The sequence below is a fragment of the Bradyrhizobium sp. USDA 4341 genome, from assembly GCF_054063755.1.
This window is the reverse complement of record NZ_JBSSGO010000002.1, coordinates 9,720,607-9,738,244: the sequence shown is the minus strand read 5'-3', so window position 1 is coordinate 9,738,244 and position 17,638 is coordinate 9,720,607. Positions and strand designations below refer to the sequence as shown.

16 protein-coding genes are annotated in these 17,638 nt (G+C 64.6%); 5 read left to right on the top strand and 11 right to left on the bottom strand.

Features of this window, described 5'->3' with window-relative positions:
- The 8 genes from ACVIGB_RS51030 to ACVIGB_RS50995 all read right to left on the bottom strand — a co-directional run bounded on the left by ACVIGB_RS51030 (position 1) and on the right by ACVIGB_RS50995 (position 8,616).
- Positions 1-918 carry an SDR family NAD(P)-dependent oxidoreductase gene (locus tag ACVIGB_RS51030; RefSeq protein ID WP_176531899.1) on the bottom strand — a complete coding sequence of 306 codons (918 nt, stop codon included), beginning with the start codon at positions 916-918 and terminating at the stop codon, positions 1-3.
- A gap of 275 nt (positions 919-1,193) precedes the next feature.
- Positions 1,194-1,340: a hypothetical protein gene (locus ACVIGB_RS51025; protein WP_171947537.1), complete on the bottom strand. Its 147-nt coding sequence runs from the start codon at positions 1,338-1,340 to the stop codon at positions 1,194-1,196.
- A 175-nt stretch (positions 1,341-1,515) separates the two neighbouring features.
- Entirely contained in the window at positions 1,516-1,995 is a 480-nt protein-coding gene (locus tag ACVIGB_RS51020) for a MaoC family dehydratase (RefSeq protein WP_163162560.1), read from the bottom strand.
- A gap of 13 nt (positions 1,996-2,008) precedes the next feature.
- Positions 2,009-3,733, bottom strand: coding sequence for an AMP-binding protein (locus tag ACVIGB_RS51015; protein WP_456723528.1), 1,725 nt, complete (start codon positions 3,731-3,733; stop codon positions 2,009-2,011).
- 127 nt (positions 3,734-3,860) lie between these two features.
- Positions 3,861-4,748 (bottom strand): 3-hydroxyisobutyrate dehydrogenase, encoded by an 888-nt coding sequence (gene mmsB, locus ACVIGB_RS51010; protein ID WP_092113148.1) that lies wholly within the window; start codon positions 4,746-4,748, stop codon positions 3,861-3,863.
- A 25-nt stretch (positions 4,749-4,773) separates the two neighbouring features.
- On the bottom strand, positions 4,774-5,856 hold the full coding sequence (locus tag ACVIGB_RS51005; protein WP_456723529.1) for an enoyl-CoA hydratase/isomerase family protein: 1,083 nt from the start codon (positions 5,854-5,856) through the stop codon (positions 4,774-4,776).
- The gene (locus ACVIGB_RS51000) at positions 5,853-6,998 is read right to left on the bottom strand and encodes an isobutyryl-CoA dehydrogenase (protein WP_456723530.1); all 1,146 of its coding nucleotides are present in this window, start codon (positions 6,996-6,998) and stop codon (positions 5,853-5,855) included. Before ACVIGB_RS51000 ends, ACVIGB_RS51005 begins: the two co-directional genes overlap by 4 nt.
- A gap of 121 nt (positions 6,999-7,119) precedes the next feature.
- A complete protein-coding gene (locus ACVIGB_RS50995; protein WP_456723531.1) occupies positions 7,120-8,616 on the bottom strand; it encodes a CoA-acylating methylmalonate-semialdehyde dehydrogenase in 1,497 nt (498 codons plus the stop codon).
- Positions 8,617-8,736: 120 nt separating this feature from the next.
- Between ACVIGB_RS50995 and ACVIGB_RS50990 the strand changes: the two genes are divergently transcribed.
- Entirely contained in the window at positions 8,737-9,654 is a 918-nt protein-coding gene (locus ACVIGB_RS50990; RefSeq protein ID WP_456723532.1) for a LysR family transcriptional regulator, read from the top strand.
- Between the two features lie 100 nt (positions 9,655-9,754).
- Complete coding sequence (locus ACVIGB_RS50985; RefSeq protein WP_456723533.1) at positions 9,755-10,267, top strand: chromosome partitioning protein ParB; 513 nt, start codon at positions 9,755-9,757, stop codon at positions 10,265-10,267.
- A 153-nt stretch (positions 10,268-10,420) separates the two neighbouring features.
- Here ACVIGB_RS50985 and ACVIGB_RS50980 read toward each other — a convergent pair whose 3' ends face one another.
- Both ACVIGB_RS50980 and ACVIGB_RS50975 read right to left on the bottom strand, forming a co-directional pair.
- Positions 10,421-11,029, bottom strand: coding sequence for a TetR/AcrR family transcriptional regulator (locus ACVIGB_RS50980; protein WP_456723534.1), 609 nt, complete (start codon positions 11,027-11,029; stop codon positions 10,421-10,423).
- A 60-nt stretch (positions 11,030-11,089) separates the two neighbouring features.
- Positions 11,090-11,629: a PaaI family thioesterase gene (locus tag ACVIGB_RS50975; RefSeq protein ID WP_456723535.1), complete on the bottom strand. Its 540-nt coding sequence runs from the start codon at positions 11,627-11,629 to the stop codon at positions 11,090-11,092.
- Between the two features lie 133 nt (positions 11,630-11,762).
- Here ACVIGB_RS50975 and ACVIGB_RS50970 point away from each other — a divergent pair, with 133 nt between their 5' ends.
- Positions 11,763-12,533, top strand: coding sequence for an enoyl-CoA hydratase (locus ACVIGB_RS50970; RefSeq protein ID WP_456723536.1), 771 nt, complete (start codon positions 11,763-11,765; stop codon positions 12,531-12,533).
- Positions 12,534-12,802: 269 nt separating this feature from the next.
- Complete coding sequence (locus ACVIGB_RS50965; protein WP_456723537.1) at positions 12,803-15,082, top strand: FdhF/YdeP family oxidoreductase; 2,280 nt, start codon at positions 12,803-12,805, stop codon at positions 15,080-15,082.
- 504 nt (positions 15,083-15,586) lie between these two features.
- Here the strand turns inward: ACVIGB_RS50965 and ACVIGB_RS50960 are convergent.
- Positions 15,587-16,849, bottom strand: coding sequence for an MFS transporter (locus ACVIGB_RS50960; RefSeq protein ID WP_456723538.1), 1,263 nt, complete (start codon positions 16,847-16,849; stop codon positions 15,587-15,589).
- A 293-nt stretch (positions 16,850-17,142) separates the two neighbouring features.
- On the opposite strand from ACVIGB_RS50960, the gene ACVIGB_RS50955 reads away from it, so the two are divergent.
- On the top strand, positions 17,143-17,310 hold the full coding sequence (locus tag ACVIGB_RS50955; protein ID WP_456723539.1) for a hypothetical protein: 168 nt from the start codon (positions 17,143-17,145) through the stop codon (positions 17,308-17,310).
- Positions 17,311-17,638 lie beyond the last annotated feature (328 nt).

Here is a 17,638-nt window from a genome sequence, read left to right as displayed (position 1 = left end):
TCAGAGCTTGATCCCGGCCCGCGCGGCGGCCTGGGCGACATACTTTTGCGTCTGCTCGAACGCGCCCTGCAGCGCCTTCGCGGTCGACATGTCGCTGATGTCCTTGAAGTGCGCGGCAACCCCGTCAGGCGTCCATTCGGATTGCGGCAGGTTGACGCCTTCGGTCTCCAGCACGCGGATCACCGCGAACGAGCCGGCACCTGCGCCCATGATGGTGCGGGTCGGCGCATCCTCCGAGAGCAGGAATTCGACCGCTGGCGTGATCGCTTCCGGCTTCATCAGCGCCAGCGCCTGCGGCGGCAGCAACTCCTCGGTCATGCGGGTCGCCGCGGTCGGCGAGATGGTGTTGACCTTGATATTGTTCTTGCGTCCCTCTTCGGCGAGCACGTTCATCAGGCCGACCATGCCGGCCTTCGCTGCGCCGTAATTGGCCTGGCCGAAATTGCCGAACAGGCCCGACGACGAGGTCGTCAGCACGATGCGGCCGTAGTTGCGCTCGCGCATGCCGGCCCACACCGCCTTGCAGCAATAGAAGGTGCCGGTGAGATGCACGTCGAGCACCTTGGCCCAGTCGGCGACCTCGAGCTTGGTGAACGACTTGTCACGCAGGATGCCGGCATTGGCGCAGAGCAGATCGACGCTGCCCCACTCCTTGGTGGCGCGCTCGACCATCGCGGTGACCTGCTCGAAGTTCGAGACGTCGGCGCCGTCGGCCATCGCGGTGCCGCCGGCCTTGCGGATCTCCTCGACCACGGTCTCGGCCGGCGACAGCGAACCGCCGGTGCCGTCGCGCGCGCCGCCGAAATCGTTGACCACGACCTTGGCGCCACGGCTGGCGAGCCCCAGCGCGTGCGCCCGCCCAAGACCATTGCCCGCGCCGGTGACGATAGCGACGCGTCCGTCGAACCTGATTGCCATGCCGTTATTCCTGCTCTGACTTCCCTTCTCCCCTTGTGGGAGAAGGTGGCGCGAAGCGCCGGATGAGGGGTTCTCTCCACGGATGAGCACGCGGAGAGAAACCCCTCACCCGGCTCCATCTCGCTCCGCTCGATTGCGCCACCCTCTCCCACAAGGGGAGAGGGTGAGTGCCCGAGCGGCATGAAAAGGTTGGAGACTTTTGAGCAGCGATGGATGGCCGGGTCAAGCCCGGCCAAGACCCAAGAAGGCCAGACCCAAGTCGACCACCGGGCGCGTTAGACGGAAGGGGTCATCGACCCGCAGGGTTTCAAGCTTTTGAGCAGGTGCCCGCTCCAGCACTCATGATGCTCCTGGGCGTAGCTCAGCGAGCCAATCACAATCAAACCGACTACGACAAGTCCGGCGACGATGTTCTGCACCATGGCTGCCACTCCCGGGACCGCACCGCCTCAACGGGGGCATGATGGACACCAGGGATCAAAGCCGTCAATGCGCTATGTGGATCAGCGGTGCAACGCACCACCTGTGAAGGCGGGTCGAGGCGGGCTCGCTCCACCTCTCCCGCTTGCGGGAAAAGTGGAGCTACTCAACCATCGCCTAGCTGAAATAGATCAGGCCGAGCCAGTCTGCGACCAGCGCGGGCTTCTCTTCGCCCTCGATCTCGACCGTGACGTTGGTGCGCGACAGCAGTTCCTTCGGCTTGCGCAGCGTCGCTTCCGCCAACACGAAGCGGCCGCGAACGCGCTTGCCCGAGCGCACCGGCGAGATGAAGCGCAGCTTGTCGAAGCCGTAATTGACGCCCATCGCGGTGCCCTCGAGCACCGGCATCACCTCGTAGGACATGATCGACAACAGCGACATCGTCAGGAAGCCATGGGCGATCGTGGTGCCGAACGCGGTCTCCTTCTTCGCGCGCTCGGGATCGACGTGGATGAACTGATGATCCTCGATCACGTCGGCGTAGGTGTCGATGCGGCCCTGATCCAGCAGGTGCCACGAGGACACGCCGATCTCCTTGCCGACCATGCCCTGGTAGGTTTCCAGCGACACCGGCGGCTTCTTCCAGACTTCGTTCATTGGCTAACCTCTGCTAACCGGAGGTCCGCACCTTCTGCAGCTCCGGGAATTCTTCCTCGCGGAACTCGGCTCCGCGCAACGCATCGCTTCTGACATCGTCATGTTCGAGCCGGCGCAACTGCACGCGACGGATCTTTCCAGAAATCGTCTTTGGCAGTTCGGTGACCAGTTCGATCTTGCGGATGCGTTTAAACGGTGCGAGCCGCGTGTGCAAATGTTTGAAGATCGACAGCGCCGTCTCCGGGGTGCGCTCGACGCCTGATACCAGCAATATATAGGCCTTCGGGACCGCCAGCCGGATCGGATCCGGGCTCGGCACCACGGCAGCTTCCGCCACCGCATCATGCTCGAGCAGCACGCTCTCCAGTTCGAACGGCGAGATACGATAGTCGGAGGACTTGAACACGTCGTCGGTACGTCCGACGAAGGTGAGATAGCCCTCGTCATCGTTGAACACGACGTCGCCGCTGCGATAAATTGCGCCGTCGGTGCCGATCAGCTTGCCGTCGTCGCCCTGATAACCCTGCATCAGGCCCGCCGGCCGCTCAGTGCCGAGCAACAGCGTCACCTCGCCTTCCTTCGCTGCATGGCCGTCATTGTCGGTGACCTGCACGCGATAGCCGGGCAGCGGCCGGCCCATCGAGCCGACCTTCACCTTCTGCCCCGGCGAGTTGCCGGCCAGCGCCGTGGTCTCGGTCTGACCGTAGCCGTCGCGGATGGTCAGGCCCCAGGCCGATTTGACCTGGTCGATGATCTCAGGGTTGAGCGGTTCGCCGGCGCCGCACACTTCACGCAGGCTCACTTTGAAGTCCGACAACTGCTCCTGGATGAACATCCGCCACACGGTCGGCGGCGCGCAGAGCGTGGTGACGCCGCAGCGGCCGATGACCGAGAGCAGCCCTTTCGCCTCGAAGCGTGGCTGGTTGGCGATGAAGATCGTTGCACCAGCATTCCACGGCGCGAAGAAGCAGCTCCAGGCATGCTTGGCCCAGCCGGGCGAGGAAATGTTGAGATGGATATCGCCGGGCTGCAGGCCGATCCAGTACATGGTCGAGAGATGGCCGACCGGATAGCTGCGCTGGCTGTGCCGCACGAGCTTCGGCTTTGCCGTGGTGCCCGAGGTGAAATACAGCAGCATCGGGTCGTCGGCCTTGGTCGGGCCATCAGGCGTGAACGCCTCGGGTGCCTTCGCCGCATCCTCGAACGGCAGCCAGCCCTCGTGGGCCTGCGTCGCGCCGACCACGATGCGCACCAGTCTGTCGCCGCCGAGGCCCGCGAACTTCGCGACCTGATCCTGCGTGGCAACCACCGCCTTCGCCTTGCCGCGATCGAGCCGGTCGCGCAATTCATCCGCGGTCAACAACGTGGTCGCGGGGATCACCACCACGCCGAGCTTCATCGCCGCCAGCATGGTCTCCCACAGCGGCACCACATTGCCGAGCAGCAGCAACAGATGATCGCCGCGCTTCAGCCCCTGCGCGCGCAGGAAGTTCGCGACCCTGTCGGAACGGCGCGACAGCTCGGCGAAGCTGAGCCTGGTTTCGTTGCCGCTGGCGGCATCGACGATCCACAGCGCCGGCCGGTCGCGGCTCTCGGCATTGTGCGCCAGTTCGGCGTCGAACCAGTCGAGCGCCCAGTTGAACGGCACGGGATCCGGCCAGCGAAATCCCTTCACCGCCGTGTCGTAGTCGGTGCGGTGCTTGAGCAGAAAGGCACGTGCGTCCTGAAATGTGGTCATGGGGTCTCACCGCGTTCACCGCCGTCATCCTGAGGAGCCGCGAAGCGGCGTCTCGAAGGATGGGCCACGGGCACCGCATCCTTCGAGGCTCGCTGGCGCTCGCACCTCAGGATCACGGACCCAGCATCTATTTCCCAGCGAGGCTCCGAACGTGCTGGATAATTCCGGAAAAGTCGACCCCGCCGTGCCCCGACGCGTCGAAGGTCTTATAGAGCTCCTGCGCATGCTTGCCGAGCGGCGTCACCGCGCCGGCGGCATTGGCGGCGTCCTGTGCCAGCGTCAGGTCCTTCACCATCAGGTTGGAGGCGAAACCCGGCTTGTAATCGTTGTTGGCCGGCGAGGTCGGCACCGGACCGGGAACCGGGCAATAGGTCGTCAGCGACCAGCACTGCCCCGACGAGGTCGAGGCGACGTCGAACAACGCCTGGTGCGACAGGCCGAGCTTTTCAGCCAGCACGAAGGCCTCGCCGACCGCGATCATCGAAATGCCGAGGATCATGTTGTTGCAGATCTTGGCCGCCTGCCCTGCACCGCCGCCACCGCAATGCACGATCTTCTTGCCCATGTTGGCCAGCATCGGTTGCGCCGCCGCGAACGCCTTCGCCTCACCGCCGCACATGAAGGTCAGCGTCGCGCCCTTGGCGCCGCCGGTGCCGCCGGAAACCGGCGCATCGACTGAGGCGATGCCGTGCTTGGCGGCGAGCGCATGCGCCTGCTTGGCGCTCTCGACGTCGATGGTCGAGCAATCGATGATCAGCGTGCCCTTCGCCATCGCCGGAAGCACCTCGTTCCAGACGCCGAGCACATGCTTGCCGGCCGGCAGCATTGTGATGACGACATCGGCGCCCTTCACTGCGCCGACGCCGCTCTCGGCGATCGCGGCGCCGTCGTGCCTGGCCTGATCGCGCGAGGCCGCGACCAGATCGAACGCGGTCACCTTGTGGCCGGCCTTGACCAGATTGGCCGCCATCGGCCCGCCCATATTGCCGAGCCCGATGAATGCGACGTTTGCCATGGGAAGTCCTCCGCTTGCGACGTTTCTATTTGCTATCAGGAAATTTCAATTCGTCGGCGCCGATCTCGGCGAAGTAAGGCGCCAGCATCTCGGGGGTCACGTCCTCGATCCGGGTGGGCTGCCATTTCGGATTGCGGTCCTTGTCGATCACGGCCGCGCGCACGCCCTCGCGGAAATCGTCGCTGGCAAACACTTCGAGCGCCGCGCGATATTCGCGCACCAGGCATTGTTCGAGCGTCTCGGTGGCGCGCGCCAATCGCAACAGTTTCAGTGTCACCACCATGCCGCGTGGTGACTTCTCGCCGAGCGTCTTCAGCGTGGCCTGCGCCAGTTCGGAGCCATCGGCTTTCAGCGCACCAACGATGTCTTCCATCCGTCCGCGTGCGAACCAGCCGTCGATCCTGGCCAGCATCGCGGCGACAGGGCCGGATTTCTCGCCGGTGGCGAAGCCTGCAATCAGCCGGTCGATTTCGGTGGACGTCGTGCCCGGCGTAACCTTGGTCAGCGCCTCGCGCAGCGCCGGAAGCTTGGCGCTCGGCACCATGGCATCGGCGAACTTCGCGTAGATCGCGTCGGGTCCGTTCATCGTAGTGCCGGTGAGACCAAAATAGGTGCCGATCTCGCCCGGCGAGCGCGACAGCAGATAGGTGCCGCCGACGTCGGGGAAGAAGCCGAGCCCGACTTCGGGCATCGCAAGCTTGGTTCGCTCGGTCACCACGCGGTGCCGGCTGTGCGCCGACAGGCCGACGCCGCCGCCCATCACGATGCCGTCCATGAAGGCGACATAAGGCTTCGGGAATTGCTTGATCCGCGCGTTGAGGATGTACTCGTCGCGCCACAGGATCCTGCCGAGGTCGCCCTTGACCTTCGAGCTTTCCCAGAGCGCGCGGATATCGCCGCCGGCACACAGGCCGCGCTCGCCGGCCCCTTCCAGCACGATGACCGCGACATCAGGATCGGCCTCGAACGCGTCGAGCGCCCTGTCGATGTCGTGGAACATCTCCAATGTCACGGCATTGATCGCCTTCGGCCGGTTGAGCCGGATGATGCCGGCCGCCCCTTCCTTGCGCGCAACCAGGTCGCCTTCGGCAGCGGCCGCATCATTCATCGCGCGCCCTCGATCAATTTGCGCGACACGATCAGCCGCATGATTTCATTGGTGCCTTCGAGGATCTGGTGGACGCGCAGATCGCGCACGATCTTCTCGACGCCGTATTCGCTGAGGTAGCCGTAGCCGCCGTGCAGCTGCAGCGCCTGGTTGGCGACCTCGAAGCCGACATCGGTGCCGAACCGCTTGGCCATCGCGCAGAGCATCGACGCGTCGGGATCCTTGCGGTCGAGCGCCGCCGCCGCGCGCCACAGGAAGGTGCGTGCGGCTTCCAGTTCGGTCGCCATGTCGGCGATCTTGAACTGCAGCGCCTGGAATTCGTCGAGCCGCTTTCCAAAGGCCTTGCGGTCCTTCATGTAGGCGAGCGCCTTGTCGAGCGCCGTCTGTGCGCCGCCGAGCGAGCATGCCGCGATGTTGAGACGGCCGCCGTCGAGGCCGGCCATCGCGATCTTGAAGCCGATGCCCTCCTCGCCGAGCCGGTTTTCGACCGGCACGCGCGCGTTCTCGAATACGACCGCGCGGGTCGGTTGCGCATTCCAGCCCATCTTGCGCTCATTGGCGCCGAACGACACGCCCAGCGTCTTGCCGTCGACGACGATCGTCGAGACGCCGCCGGGGCCATCGCCGCCGGTGCGCACCATCGCCACCAGGAGGTCGGTGCTGCCGGCACCCGAGATGAACTGCTTCTGGCCGTTGAGCACATAATGATCGCCGTCGCGCACCGCGCGGGTGCGCAGCGCGGCGGCATCGGAGCCGGCGCCCGGCTCGGTCAGGCAGTAGCTCGCGAGCAGCTCCATGGTGCAGAGCTTCGGCAGCCATCTGTGGCGCTGGGTGTCGTTGCCATAGGCATCGATCATCCAGGACGCCATGTTGTGGATCGAGATGAAGGCCGAGGTGGTCGGACAACCCGTCGCCAAGGCCTCGAAGATCAGCGCGGCGTCGAAGCGCGTCATCGCCGAGCCGCCGACATCGTCCTTAATGTAGATGCCGCCGATGCCGAGGCTTGCGACCTCGCGCATCACGTCGACTGGAAAGTGCTTCTTCTCGTCCCATTCGAGCGCGTGCGGCGCGATCTTTTCCGCCGCAAACGCCCGCGCCATGTCGCGAACCGCGATCTGGTCCTCGTTGAGAGCGAACTGCATCTCGCCGCCTACCTTTGTTACCCCGTCGTCATTGCGAGCGAAGCGAAGCAATCCACGTCTCCGCACAGGGAAAGAATGGATTGCTTCGTCGCTGCGCTCCTCGCAATGACGGTAGAGGAAATCACTTCATCGTCGGGATCGAGAACTCCGCGCCGTCCTTGACACCGGACGGCCAACGCGAGGTCACCGTCTTGGTCTTGGTGTAGAAGCGAACCGAGTCCGGACCGTGCTGGTTGAGATCGCCGAAGCCGGACTTCTTCCAGCCGCCGAAGGTGTAGTAGGCGATCGGCACCGGGATCGGCACGTTGACGCCGACCATGCCGACATTGACCTTGGCCGCGAAATCGCGCGCCGCGTCGCCGTCGCGGGTGAAGATCGCAACGCCGTTGCCGTAGTCGTGGTCGGACGGCAGCGCCAGCGCCTCGTGATAGTCCTTGGCGCGCACCACTGAGAGCACCGGGCCGAAAATCTCTTCCTTGTAGATCCGCATGTCCTTGGTGACGTTGTCGAACAGCGAACCGCCGAGATAGAAGCCGTTCTCGTAGCCCTGCATCTTGAAGCCACGGCCGTCCACGGCAAGCGTGGCGCCTTCCTTGACGCCGATGTCGATGTAGCTCTTCACCTTCTCGACTGCCTCGCGGGTCACCAGCGGACCGTAGTCGGCCGACGGATCGACCGAGGTGCCGATCTTGAGCGACTCGACGCGCGGGATCAGCTTTTCCATCAGCCGGTCGGCGGTGGTCTTGCCGACGGGCACCGCAACCGAGACCGCCATGCAGCGCTCACCGGCCGAGCCGTAGCCGGCGCCGATCAGCGCGTCGACCGCCTGGTCCATGTCGGCGTCGGGCATAATGATGGCGTGGTTCTTGGCGCCGCCGAAGCACTGGCAGCGCTTGCCGGTCTGCGCGGCGCGCTCGTAGATGTACTGCGCGATCGGGGTCGAGCCGACGAAGCCGATCGCCTTGATATCGGGATCGTCGAGGATGGCGTCGACCGCTTCCTTGTCGCCGTTGACGACGTTGAGGATGCCGGCCGGCAGGCCCGCTTCGATCATCAGTTCGGCAAGCATCATCGGCACGCCCGGATCGCGCTCCGACGGCTTGAGGATGAAGGCGTTGCCGCAGGCGATCGCGGGCGCGAACTTCCACATCGGGATCATCGCCGGGAAGTTGAACGGCGTGATGCCGGCGACCACGCCGAGCGGCTGGCGCATCGAATAGATGTCGATGCCGGGGCCGGCGCCTTCGGTGTACTCGCCCTTCATCAGATGCGGGATGCCGCAGGCGAACTCGGCGACCTCGAGGCCGCGCTGGATGTCGCCCTTGGCGTCGGGGACGGTCTTGCCGTGCTCGCGCGCCAGCAGCTCGGCGAGCTTGTCGTAGTCGCGCTGCACCAGCTCGACGAATTTCATCATCACGCGGGCGCGGCGCTGCGGGTTGGTGGCGGCCCATTCGCCCTGCGCGGCGCGGGCGTTCTCCACCGCGGCGCGAACTTCGGCCTTGGAAGCCAGCGCCACCTTGGCCTGGACGTCGCCGGTCATCGGCTCGAAGACGTCGGCCGTACGGCCCGAGGTGCCCTTGACCTCCTTGCCACCGATGAAATGTCCGATCGAGCGCATGAATATCCTCCCTTGAAGGCCTGAATCGCCGCTCCTCGCGGCGAGATCGCTTTACAAACCCTAATGACCCTGCATTTTATAGGATTCAAGTCCGATAAATTGCACCATAGATGTGCGGAAATGCAGGATCAAGGCGGCGACACGATCGACTGGGACGACTTCCGTTTCGTGCTTGCCATCGTGCGCGGCGGGTCGGTGTCGGCTGCCGCCAAGCAGCTCGGTGTCGATCATGCCACAGTGATCCGGCGTGTCGACCGGCTGGAGCGCCACCTCTCCGCAAAACTGTTTGATCGCCGCAAGACAGGTTACCTGCTTACCGAGGCCGGCCAGCGCGTCGCCGACAGCGCCGAGGCGATGGAATCCACCATCGTCGCCAACCAGGAAGCGGTCGGCGGCTCGCGCGCGCATCTCACCGGCACGGTACGGATCGGCGCGCCCGACGGCTTCGGCAGCCACTTTTTGGCCTCGCGGCTGGTCAAGTTCACCGAACGGTATCCCGATCTCGATCTGCAGCTGGTCGCCACTGCGCGGCTGTTCTCGCTCTCCAAGCGCGAGGCCGACATCGCGATCAGTCTGACCATGCCGAAGGAGGGCCGCATCGTCGGCCGCAAACTGCTCGACTACACGCTCGGGCTTTATGCCGCACCCGGCTATCTGGCGCAGGCGCCAGAGATCGCCGCGCGCGCCGACCTGCCGAAGCACCGCTTCGTCGGCTACATCGAGGAACTACTGTTCACGCCGGAACTGGACTATCTGCCGCTGGTCTCGCCGAAGATCTCGGCCAAATTCCGCAGCGCCAACCTGATCGCACAGCTCAACGCCACCATCGCCGGCTTCGGCATCGCGGTGCTGCCGCACTTCATGGCGTCCGCCCACCCCGAGTTGCAGCCGGTGCTGCGCGACGAGGTGCGGATCTCGCGCACCTTCTGGCTCCTGATGCACGCCGACAGCAAGGACCTCGCCCGCATCCGCGCGGTGGCAGACTATATCTACGAGACGGTGGAAGCCGAGCGCGCGCTGTTTGCCGGGCCGACCTGACTAGCGCTGTCCCTCGAGCTCAGTTTGAGAAATGCCTTGGCAGTGTGGCGCTTCATCCTTAAACCGCATTTTGGACGGATCCTGAGTAGGGAGTAACACTGTGCCCGACCCGGAAAGTCTTCCAATCGATCAGATTTACGTGCCCGTTAAGAAACGGAAAACCCTCAGGCCTGAGCTCGTTCAAGAAATCGCGGCGAGTATTCTGGAAGTTGGGCAACAAGTCCCCATTCTCGTTCGGCCTGATGAGGGCCGCCTCGTTTTGCTCGAGGGGTTACATCGGCTCGAGGCCTGCAAGGCGCTTGGCGAGACAACCATTATCGGAGTCTGGGGTTCAGCAGAGACTGCTCACCACAAGACGCTGTTGTCCGACGGAGCCGAGACAGAGGCAGAGCGGGACAAAATGGCGCGATTGAAGAAGCTGCGCCTCGAGAGAGAAGCTGCCGAGAGATCGTCGGCTTCCGCAGACGCGATCGTGGAAACTGAATCAGCCAAGCTTCGGGCGGCTCGCTCCGGAACGAGTATCAGACGAGGGCCGTCGGGCGATCCACGATCAAAAACGAGGACGCTGTCGGAATGGCTCACACAGCAAAAGCGCGATGGTGGTCGTTATTGATTACCGCCTCGGCCATCAAGGTCGGAGGGAGCATGCGAAGGGCCATCACTCCGGAAGCCTCGCAGGGCTGAGGCCTTCCAAAGGGTGCCTCATGCCTTCGTTGCCGACGAAAACTAAACCGGGCAGATCCGGCGCCTCGTCGCAGGAACTCCCTTAATTCGCTCTGGCACGCGGCTTCTTCGCCGCCGCCGCCCGGCCGAGCACCGCCTCGCGGCCCGCGCTCAGGATCTCGTCGGACATTTCGCCATTGCCCGCGATCCGCGACATCACGATGGTGCCCAGCATGGTCGCGAGCGTGGCCATCGCCTGCTTGCGCGCGGTCTTGCGCGGCACGTCCTGGATCTGGTCGGTGATCATGTCGATCATCTGGTCGAGCTTGAGCGCAAAGGCCTTGCGGGTCTTCAGGCTTTCGCGGGCGATCTCGGCGCCGAGCGCCGGGACCGCGCAGCCCTGGCCGGGATCGTCGCGATGCACCGCAGACAGGTAGCCGTCGACGATGGTCGCAAGCCGCTTCTCCGGCGGCACCTCCGCCGTGACCTTGCGCCAGCGCTCGTTGGCGCGGTCCATGGCGTAGTTGAAGGCCTCGATCACCAGCGCCTCGCGCGAGTCGAAATGCGCGTAGAATCCACCATGGGTCAGGCCGGCGTCCTTCATCAGGTCGGCGACGCCGATGCCATGGGCGCCCTTCTCGCGCAGCCGCGTCGCGGCCTTCTTCACGATCCGCGCGTGGGTCTCCTGCTTGTGTTCTTTCGAATAGCGCATGCCGCTCTCATGGAATGTTTCTAATCATACAATAACAGATTTGCGCCGGGAATGCTGCAGTTATTTCGCTTTTGGTTGCCCGCCGAGCATGGAAAACGTCGCGGTCGCGTGCACCGCAAGATTGCCCTTACCGTCGCGGACAAAGCCCTCGGTATAGCTGGTCTGGCGGCCGAGCTTGATCACCTTGCCCTCGGCGGAGATGGTTCCCGAGCGCGCCGAGAGCGGGCGCAGATAGGTCAGCTTGAGGTCGAGTGTCACCGAGGTCTGCCCCGCCGGCAGCAAGGTCGAGATCGCACAGCCCATCGCGGTATCGAGCAGCGCCGCGGCTGTCGCACCGTGCAAGAGGCCGATGGTATTCTCGAGGCTCTCATGCGGCTCGAGTTCCATCACGATCCGCCCCTCCTCGACCACGGCCATGCGGAAGCCGATCAGTCTTGCCATCGGCGGGGGCGGCAAGGAGCCGTCGCGGATAGCGCGCATCGCGGCGATCCCGGACATTGGCATCGCCGCCCTGGCGACCGGCCCGGGCGCCTGCCATTCCACCACGCGCGTGCGCGTCAGTTCGGGCGAATGCAGGTCTGGTGTCTCGGCGGCGGTCATGACGGCTCCATTTATATGATAAGTATAATTCTATATATCCGCGTCCCCCGGCGCAACTGCCGGCCAGTGTCTTGACAGAGACAGGCTTTGTCCGGGACATGGCGCGATCAATTCCTGCGCCGGGACTTTTTCCATGGACATGCTCAATCCCCACTGCGGCATCGACCGCGACAGCAGAGGCGTCGTCCGCCTCACGATCTGCAACGCCGGCAAGCTGAACATCGTCAGCTCGGCCGTGACCAACGGCGTGCGCGAAGGCTTTGAGCACCTCGCGGCCGATCAAAGCATCCGCGCCGTGATTCTGGCCGGCGAAAGCGAGCGCAGCATGATCGGGGGCGCCGACATCAAGGAGATGGCGAAGCTCGACCAGGCGTCAGCCGAAGCATTCATCAGCCGCCTGCGCGATCTCTGCGAGGCCGTGCGCAAATTCCCGGCGCCTGTCATCGCCCGCCTGCCCGGCTGGTGCCTCGGCGGCGGCCTCGAGGTCGCGGCCGCCTGCGATGTCCGGATCGCGGCGCATGACGCGATGTTCGGCATGCCTGAGGTGCGCGTCGGCATCCCCTCGGTGATTCATGCGGCGCTGCTGCCGCGCCTGATCGGCTGGGGCCGCGCCCGCTGGCTGATGATGACAGCGGAGAACATCGACGCCCCCACCGCGCTCGCCTGGGGCCTGGTCGACACGGTGGCGAAACCCGGCGGCCTCGATGAGGCCGTCGAGCACACCGTGAAGGCGCTGCTGGAATGCGGCCCCGAGGCGCTGCGCATCCAAAAGGACCTGCTGCGGCAGTGGGAAGAGCTGCCGCTGACCGAGTCGGTGAACCTCAGCGTCGGCGTGTTCGGAAAATCCTTCCAGACCGGCGAGCCGCAGCGGCTGCTGCAGGGATTTTTAGATCGGAAGCGGTAGACGCTTTTGTAGCCCGCATGAGCGCAGCGACATGCGGGATCGGCCGCCCCGGATATCGCTTCGCTCATCCGGGCTACGAGACCAACCTGACAGACTGTTGACCACGAGCCTCAGCGGATTAGTCTAACCTCCATCGCGAGCTTGGTGTTTCGGATCGAGAACGTCGATCGGAACGCCGTCTCTCGCGGATCGCCGCGCGCGCGGCCAACAAGACAACCAATTTCGGGACAGACGCACCAGGTCACACTTCAAAAGCTGCAGGAGGACATATGGTCCAAAAGCGCGACGTTCCCGGTATCCGCCCCTATGATGCTCCGGCTGGCGGCTGGGGCGCCCTCAAGGCCACCGCAATCGCGGTGCGCGACCAGATGGATCTGGTCGAGGCGCCGATCACGCTGCTCCGCACCAACAAGCCCGACGGATTCGATTGTCCGGGCTGCGCCTGGCCGGACAAGGAACACACCTCCACCTTCCAGTTCTGCGAGAACGGCGCCAAAGCCGTGACCTGGGAGGCGACCAGCAAGCGCGTCACGCCCCAATTCTTTGCCGACCACACCGTCACCGAACTGCTGACCTGGAGTGACTTCCATCTGGAGAACGAGGGCCGGCTGACCGAGCCGCTCGCCTATGACGTCACGAGCGACACCTACCAGCCGATCAGCTGGGATAACGCCTTCACGCGGATCGGCGAGACGCTGCGCAGCCTGCCCGATCCTGACATGGCCGAGTTCTACACCTCCGGCCGCGCCTCGAACGAGGCCGCGTTCCTGTTCCAGATCTTCGCGCGCGAGTATGGCAGCAACAATTTCCCCGACTGCTCGAACATGTGTCACGAGGCGACCAGTGTCGGGCTGCCGCAGTCGATCGGCATCGGCAAGGGCACGGTGTCGCTGGACGATTTCGACCATTGCGAGCTGATCATCGCGATGGGCCACAACCCCGGCACCAACCATCCGCGCATGATGGGCACGTTGTGGGAGGTCTCGCGCCGCGGCGTGCCGATCATCGTGTTCAATCCGCTGCGCGAACGTGCGCTGGAGCGCTTTGCCGATCCGCAAGACCCGATCGAGATGGCGACCCTTGGCTCGACGCGGATCGCCTCGACCTATTATCAGCCCAAGGTCGGCGCGGACGCGGCGGTGCTGAAAGGCGTCATGAAGGCGCTGACCGAGAAGGACGACGCGAGCCACGACGTGCTCGACCACGCCTTCATCACCGAGCACACCAACGGCTTTGCGGCCTTCGCCGCCGATCTGCGCGCCACGCCGTGGGAATCGATCGAGACCGTTTCCGGCTTCAGCCGCGCCCAGCTCGGCGAGGTCGCCGCCGCCTATGCAAAATCCAATGCCACCATCGTCACCTACGGCATGGGCATCACCCAGCACAGCCGCGGCACCGACAATGTCCAGCAGATCGCAAACCTGCTGCTGCTGAAGGGCAATTACGGTAAGCCGGGCGCCGGCATCTGCCCGCTGCGCGGCCACTCCAACGTGCAGGGCAACCGCACCGTCGGCATCACCGAGAAGCCGAACATCCCGATGTTCGAGGGCATCGAGCGCACCTTCGGCTTCAAGCCGCCGCGCCATCACGGCCATGACGCGGTCGCCGCGATGGAGGCGATCGATGACGGCCGGTCGAAAGTGCTGATCTGTCTCGGCGGCAATTTTGCCATCGCGCTGCCCGATCCCGAGCGTTGCGCCGCCGGCATGCGCAAGCTCGAGCTTGCGGTGCATCTCGGCACCAAGCTGAACCGCTCGCATCTCTTGGTCGGCAAGCAGTCGATCATCCTGCCGGTGCTGGGGCGCACCGAGCGCGACATTCAGGCCTCGGGCCCACAGGTCGTCACCGTCGAGGACTCGATGTCGATGGTACACGCCTCGCGCGGCAAGCTGACTCCGGCCTCCGAAAACCTGCTTTCGGAATCGGCGATCATTGCGGGCATGGCGATGGCGACCTTACCTTCGAGCAAGGTGCCGTGGACCGATCTGATCGCCGACTACGACCGCATTCGCGACGCCATCGAGGGCGTGTTTCCCGATTTCAAGGATTACAACGCGCGGATCCGGATTCCCGGCGGCTTCCGCCTGCCGCTGCCGCCGACCGAGCGCAAATGGACGACGCCATCGGGCAAGGCCGAATTCCTGATCTTTGACGGCCTCGAAGAGGACCCCGTGCTATCGGACGAGACCATCCTCAAGCTCGCCACCATCCGCAGCCACGATCAGTACAACACGACGATCTATGGATTGAACGACCGCTATCGCGGCGTGTTCGGGCGGCGCGACGTGCTGTTCGCGAACGAAGCGGACCTCACCGCGCGCGGCCTCGCCCACGGCGATCTCGTCGAGATCGAGACCGCGCTGCCCTCGGGCGCGCCGCGCCGCCTCACCCTGACCGCGATCGTCTACGACATCGCCCGCGGCTCGGTCGCCGCCTATTATCCGGAAGCCAACGGCCTCGTGCCGCTGGATTACCAGGACAAGGAAAGCGGCACGCCGTCATACAAATCGGTGCCGGTGCATATCCGCCGCGCGGCTCAGGCGACGTAATTTGGCGCGGCAGCGGCTTCTACCGCTACCGAAGGGCTTGTGACCTGGCAGCGGACGTTCGGCATGTCTACGCTGCACAGGATGTGGCATGATAACCTAATGCCAACAGAGGGACTGTGCTGTGCAAGAGGAAACATGGTGGGAAGGGCCACTATGCGTCACGCACCCGATCAACGGACGGCGCATCTTCGGAATTTGCCATGATGATCAGTGGCGCTGGTCCGTGCTTATCAATGGACCGGCTTGGCAAGACACGTATCTTCATGTCTTCACTTCCGCCGGAGCAACTGTCCAAGGCGCAAGGGAGCTCGCGAGCAAGCTTGGCCCGATACGCGAGCAGGATGAATCCGAAATCGCTTCCGAGCTGTGCAGCCAACTTGAGGCTGCCCGCAAGTCTTCCTAACGACGTCGCTTGTAGCCCGCATGAGCGCGGCGACATGCGAGACCAGTCGCCCCGGATATCGCTACGCTCATCCGGGCTACGCGTGCTCGCCACGCCCTCACTCACCTCGCATTGGCCGGCGCGTGCACCGGCCACAGATCGGCGCGCCAGTGCAGCGCGATCGCGAGCATCGCGATGAAGCCAGCCGCCGCAAGCAACGTGCCGGTCGCGGTGTAACCGATCAGGTCGATCAGGCTGCCGGCCGCGAGCAGGCCGAGCGGCAGGCCGTAGATCACCATCATGCGCACGCCCATCACGCGGCCGCGCAGATGCGCGCTGGCATTGCGCATCAGCATCACGGCGGCGGAGATCATCGACATGCTCTGCGCGATCCCGGCCAGCACCAGGCAGGCCATCGCCACCGGCATGGTCCTGAGCTCGACGAACACCAAAAGCATCGCATACCAAGCGAGCGTCGCGCCGATCAAAAGCCGTGCGATGCGCACGCCGCCGGCCATGCTGAGCGTGATCGAGCCGATCAGCGAGCCGAACGCGAAGCTCGCGGAGAGATAGCCGAGCCCGGTCTGGTCGGTATGGAAGATGTCGCGCGCGACATAGGGCAATAGACCGTTGGTGAGCGGAAACGCGGTGAGGTTGGCGAGGAACGCGACACAGAGCGCCGCGCGCATGCCGGGACCGCTCCAGGCGTAGACGATGCCTTCCTTGAGGTCGCGCAGCAGCGCCGAACCGGGCAAGTCGCTTGCCGATTGATCGGCCGCGCCGTGCACTTGTGCCGGCCGGCTCATGCAGAGCATCAGCACCGCGGCAACGAAATAGAAGCTCGCGATCCCGACATAGACATAGCCGATGCCGAGCGCGGCGAACAATCCCGCTCCGCTCAGTGCGCCGGCGATTCGCGCCGAGTCCTGCGTCGTGCGCGCCAGGCTGATGGCGCCGACCAGCTGCGCCGGCGGCATGATGTCGGCGAGCAGCGCGCCGCGCACGCCGAGGTCCGACGGACGGATCACTCCCATCAGCGCGACGATGATCATGACATTCAGCGGCGCCAGATGGCCGGATAGCGCCAGAATCATGATGGTGCCGGCGAGCGCGGTATAGGCAAAGCGCATCACGGCGAGCAGATCGCGATGCCCCATGCGGTCGCCGATCATGCCGACGACCGGCGCGACCAGCGTTCCTACATATTGCAACGAGGCCATCGCGGTCAGCAGCAGCACCGAGCCGGTCTCGACCATGATGTACCAGCCGAGCACCAGCGTCTCGACCTCGAACGCCCAGGAGGTGAGCAGATCGGACGGCCATTGAAAGCGATAGCTGCGGATGCGAAATGGCGCGAGCGCGGAAGTCCGCGTGGTCCCGCTCAAGACGCGATGACGCGTGTCACGGCGTGTCCTGCCCTTTTCTTGGTTCTTCTGGGTCTTGATACTGGGTCTTGCTTCGGCCGTTGAGTCTCTTGAGAAAACGTCCTGTTCCGAGAGCGTAGCGCCGAGCCCGCCGCTGTCAATCGAAGCCGCCGCATGCGGCCATGCGCGGCGGCATCAGCGGCAACGTGTTGCACGGCCCGCCCGATTTCGTCCGGCGCGCACCCCGGATCGGCCATCCCCCCCCCGCCCGACGATTGTGCTAGCATGCCTGCTCCGAAACCGCGGAGGACGACATGAACGCCTTCGAAGTTTTCGCAATCTACGTGACGCCCTTTGTGATCATCGGGATCGCAATCAAGCTGCTGATGAAGCGTTACGCCGTCGACCTGCCCGATGTGCAGAAGCAGGCAGGCACCGCACCGAAGCGGCGGTTCTTGCTCGGCGCGTGGCGGTCGGACTAGGTCACGTCGTGGGCAAGCCCGGACGCGCCGGCTCCCGCGGAGAAATTCTCAATCACTGAGTTGCCCACCGGCGCAAGCCCCCGCCGCAAAAATATTTCGCTTTATCCGAAAATCAACTCGGTGTATGGTTTGCCCGTCTCACCCGATCGAGGGGCGCTTCGCGGTCGTCACGAACGCGGCGTGGGATGCGGTGGACGCTGAGCGTGCGACTGACGAAGGCACGCGAAGCGGACGGTGAAGTCGTGTGGTCCTGACGCCCTAGCGGCCGGTGTCTCCTCGCAAGATGCAAAACGCGTGTTGCGAAGACGGTGACAAGCAAGCCCAGTCT

Excerpts from the sequence above, each read along its gene's own strand:
- ACVIGB_RS51030 (WP_176531899.1), bottom strand. The coding sequence starts at position 918 with ATGGCAATCAGGTTCGACGGACGCGTCGCTATCGTCACCGGCGCGGGC.
- ACVIGB_RS51025 (WP_171947537.1), bottom strand. The coding sequence starts at position 1,340 with ATGGTGCAGAACATCGTCGCCGGACTTGTCGTAGTCGGTTTGATTGTG.
- ACVIGB_RS51020 (WP_163162560.1), bottom strand. The coding sequence starts at position 1,995 with ATGAACGAAGTCTGGAAGAAGCCGCCGGTGTCGCTGGAAACCTACCAG.
- ACVIGB_RS51015 (WP_456723528.1), bottom strand. The coding sequence starts at position 3,733 with ATGACCACATTTCAGGACGCACGTGCCTTTCTGCTCAAGCACCGCACC.
- mmsB (WP_092113148.1), bottom strand. The coding sequence starts at position 4,748 with ATGGCAAACGTCGCATTCATCGGGCTCGGCAATATGGGCGGGCCGATG.
- ACVIGB_RS51005 (WP_456723529.1), bottom strand. The coding sequence starts at position 5,856 with ATGAATGATGCGGCCGCTGCCGAAGGCGACCTGGTTGCGCGCAAGGAA.
- ACVIGB_RS51000 (WP_456723530.1), bottom strand. The coding sequence starts at position 6,998 with ATGCAGTTCGCTCTCAACGAGGACCAGATCGCGGTTCGCGACATGGCG.
- ACVIGB_RS50995 (WP_456723531.1), bottom strand. The coding sequence starts at position 8,616 with ATGCGCTCGATCGGACATTTCATCGGTGGCAAGGAGGTCAAGGGCACC.
- ACVIGB_RS50990 (WP_456723532.1), top strand. The coding sequence starts at position 8,737 with ATGCAGGATCAAGGCGGCGACACGATCGACTGGGACGACTTCCGTTTC.
- ACVIGB_RS50980 (WP_456723534.1), bottom strand. The coding sequence starts at position 11,029 with ATGCGCTATTCGAAAGAACACAAGCAGGAGACCCACGCGCGGATCGTG.
- ACVIGB_RS50975 (WP_456723535.1), bottom strand. The coding sequence starts at position 11,629 with ATGACCGCCGCCGAGACACCAGACCTGCATTCGCCCGAACTGACGCGC.
- ACVIGB_RS50970 (WP_456723536.1), top strand. The coding sequence starts at position 11,763 with ATGGACATGCTCAATCCCCACTGCGGCATCGACCGCGACAGCAGAGGC.
- ACVIGB_RS50965 (WP_456723537.1), top strand. The coding sequence starts at position 12,803 with ATGGTCCAAAAGCGCGACGTTCCCGGTATCCGCCCCTATGATGCTCCG.
- ACVIGB_RS50955 (WP_456723539.1), top strand. The coding sequence starts at position 17,143 with ATGAACGCCTTCGAAGTTTTCGCAATCTACGTGACGCCCTTTGTGATC.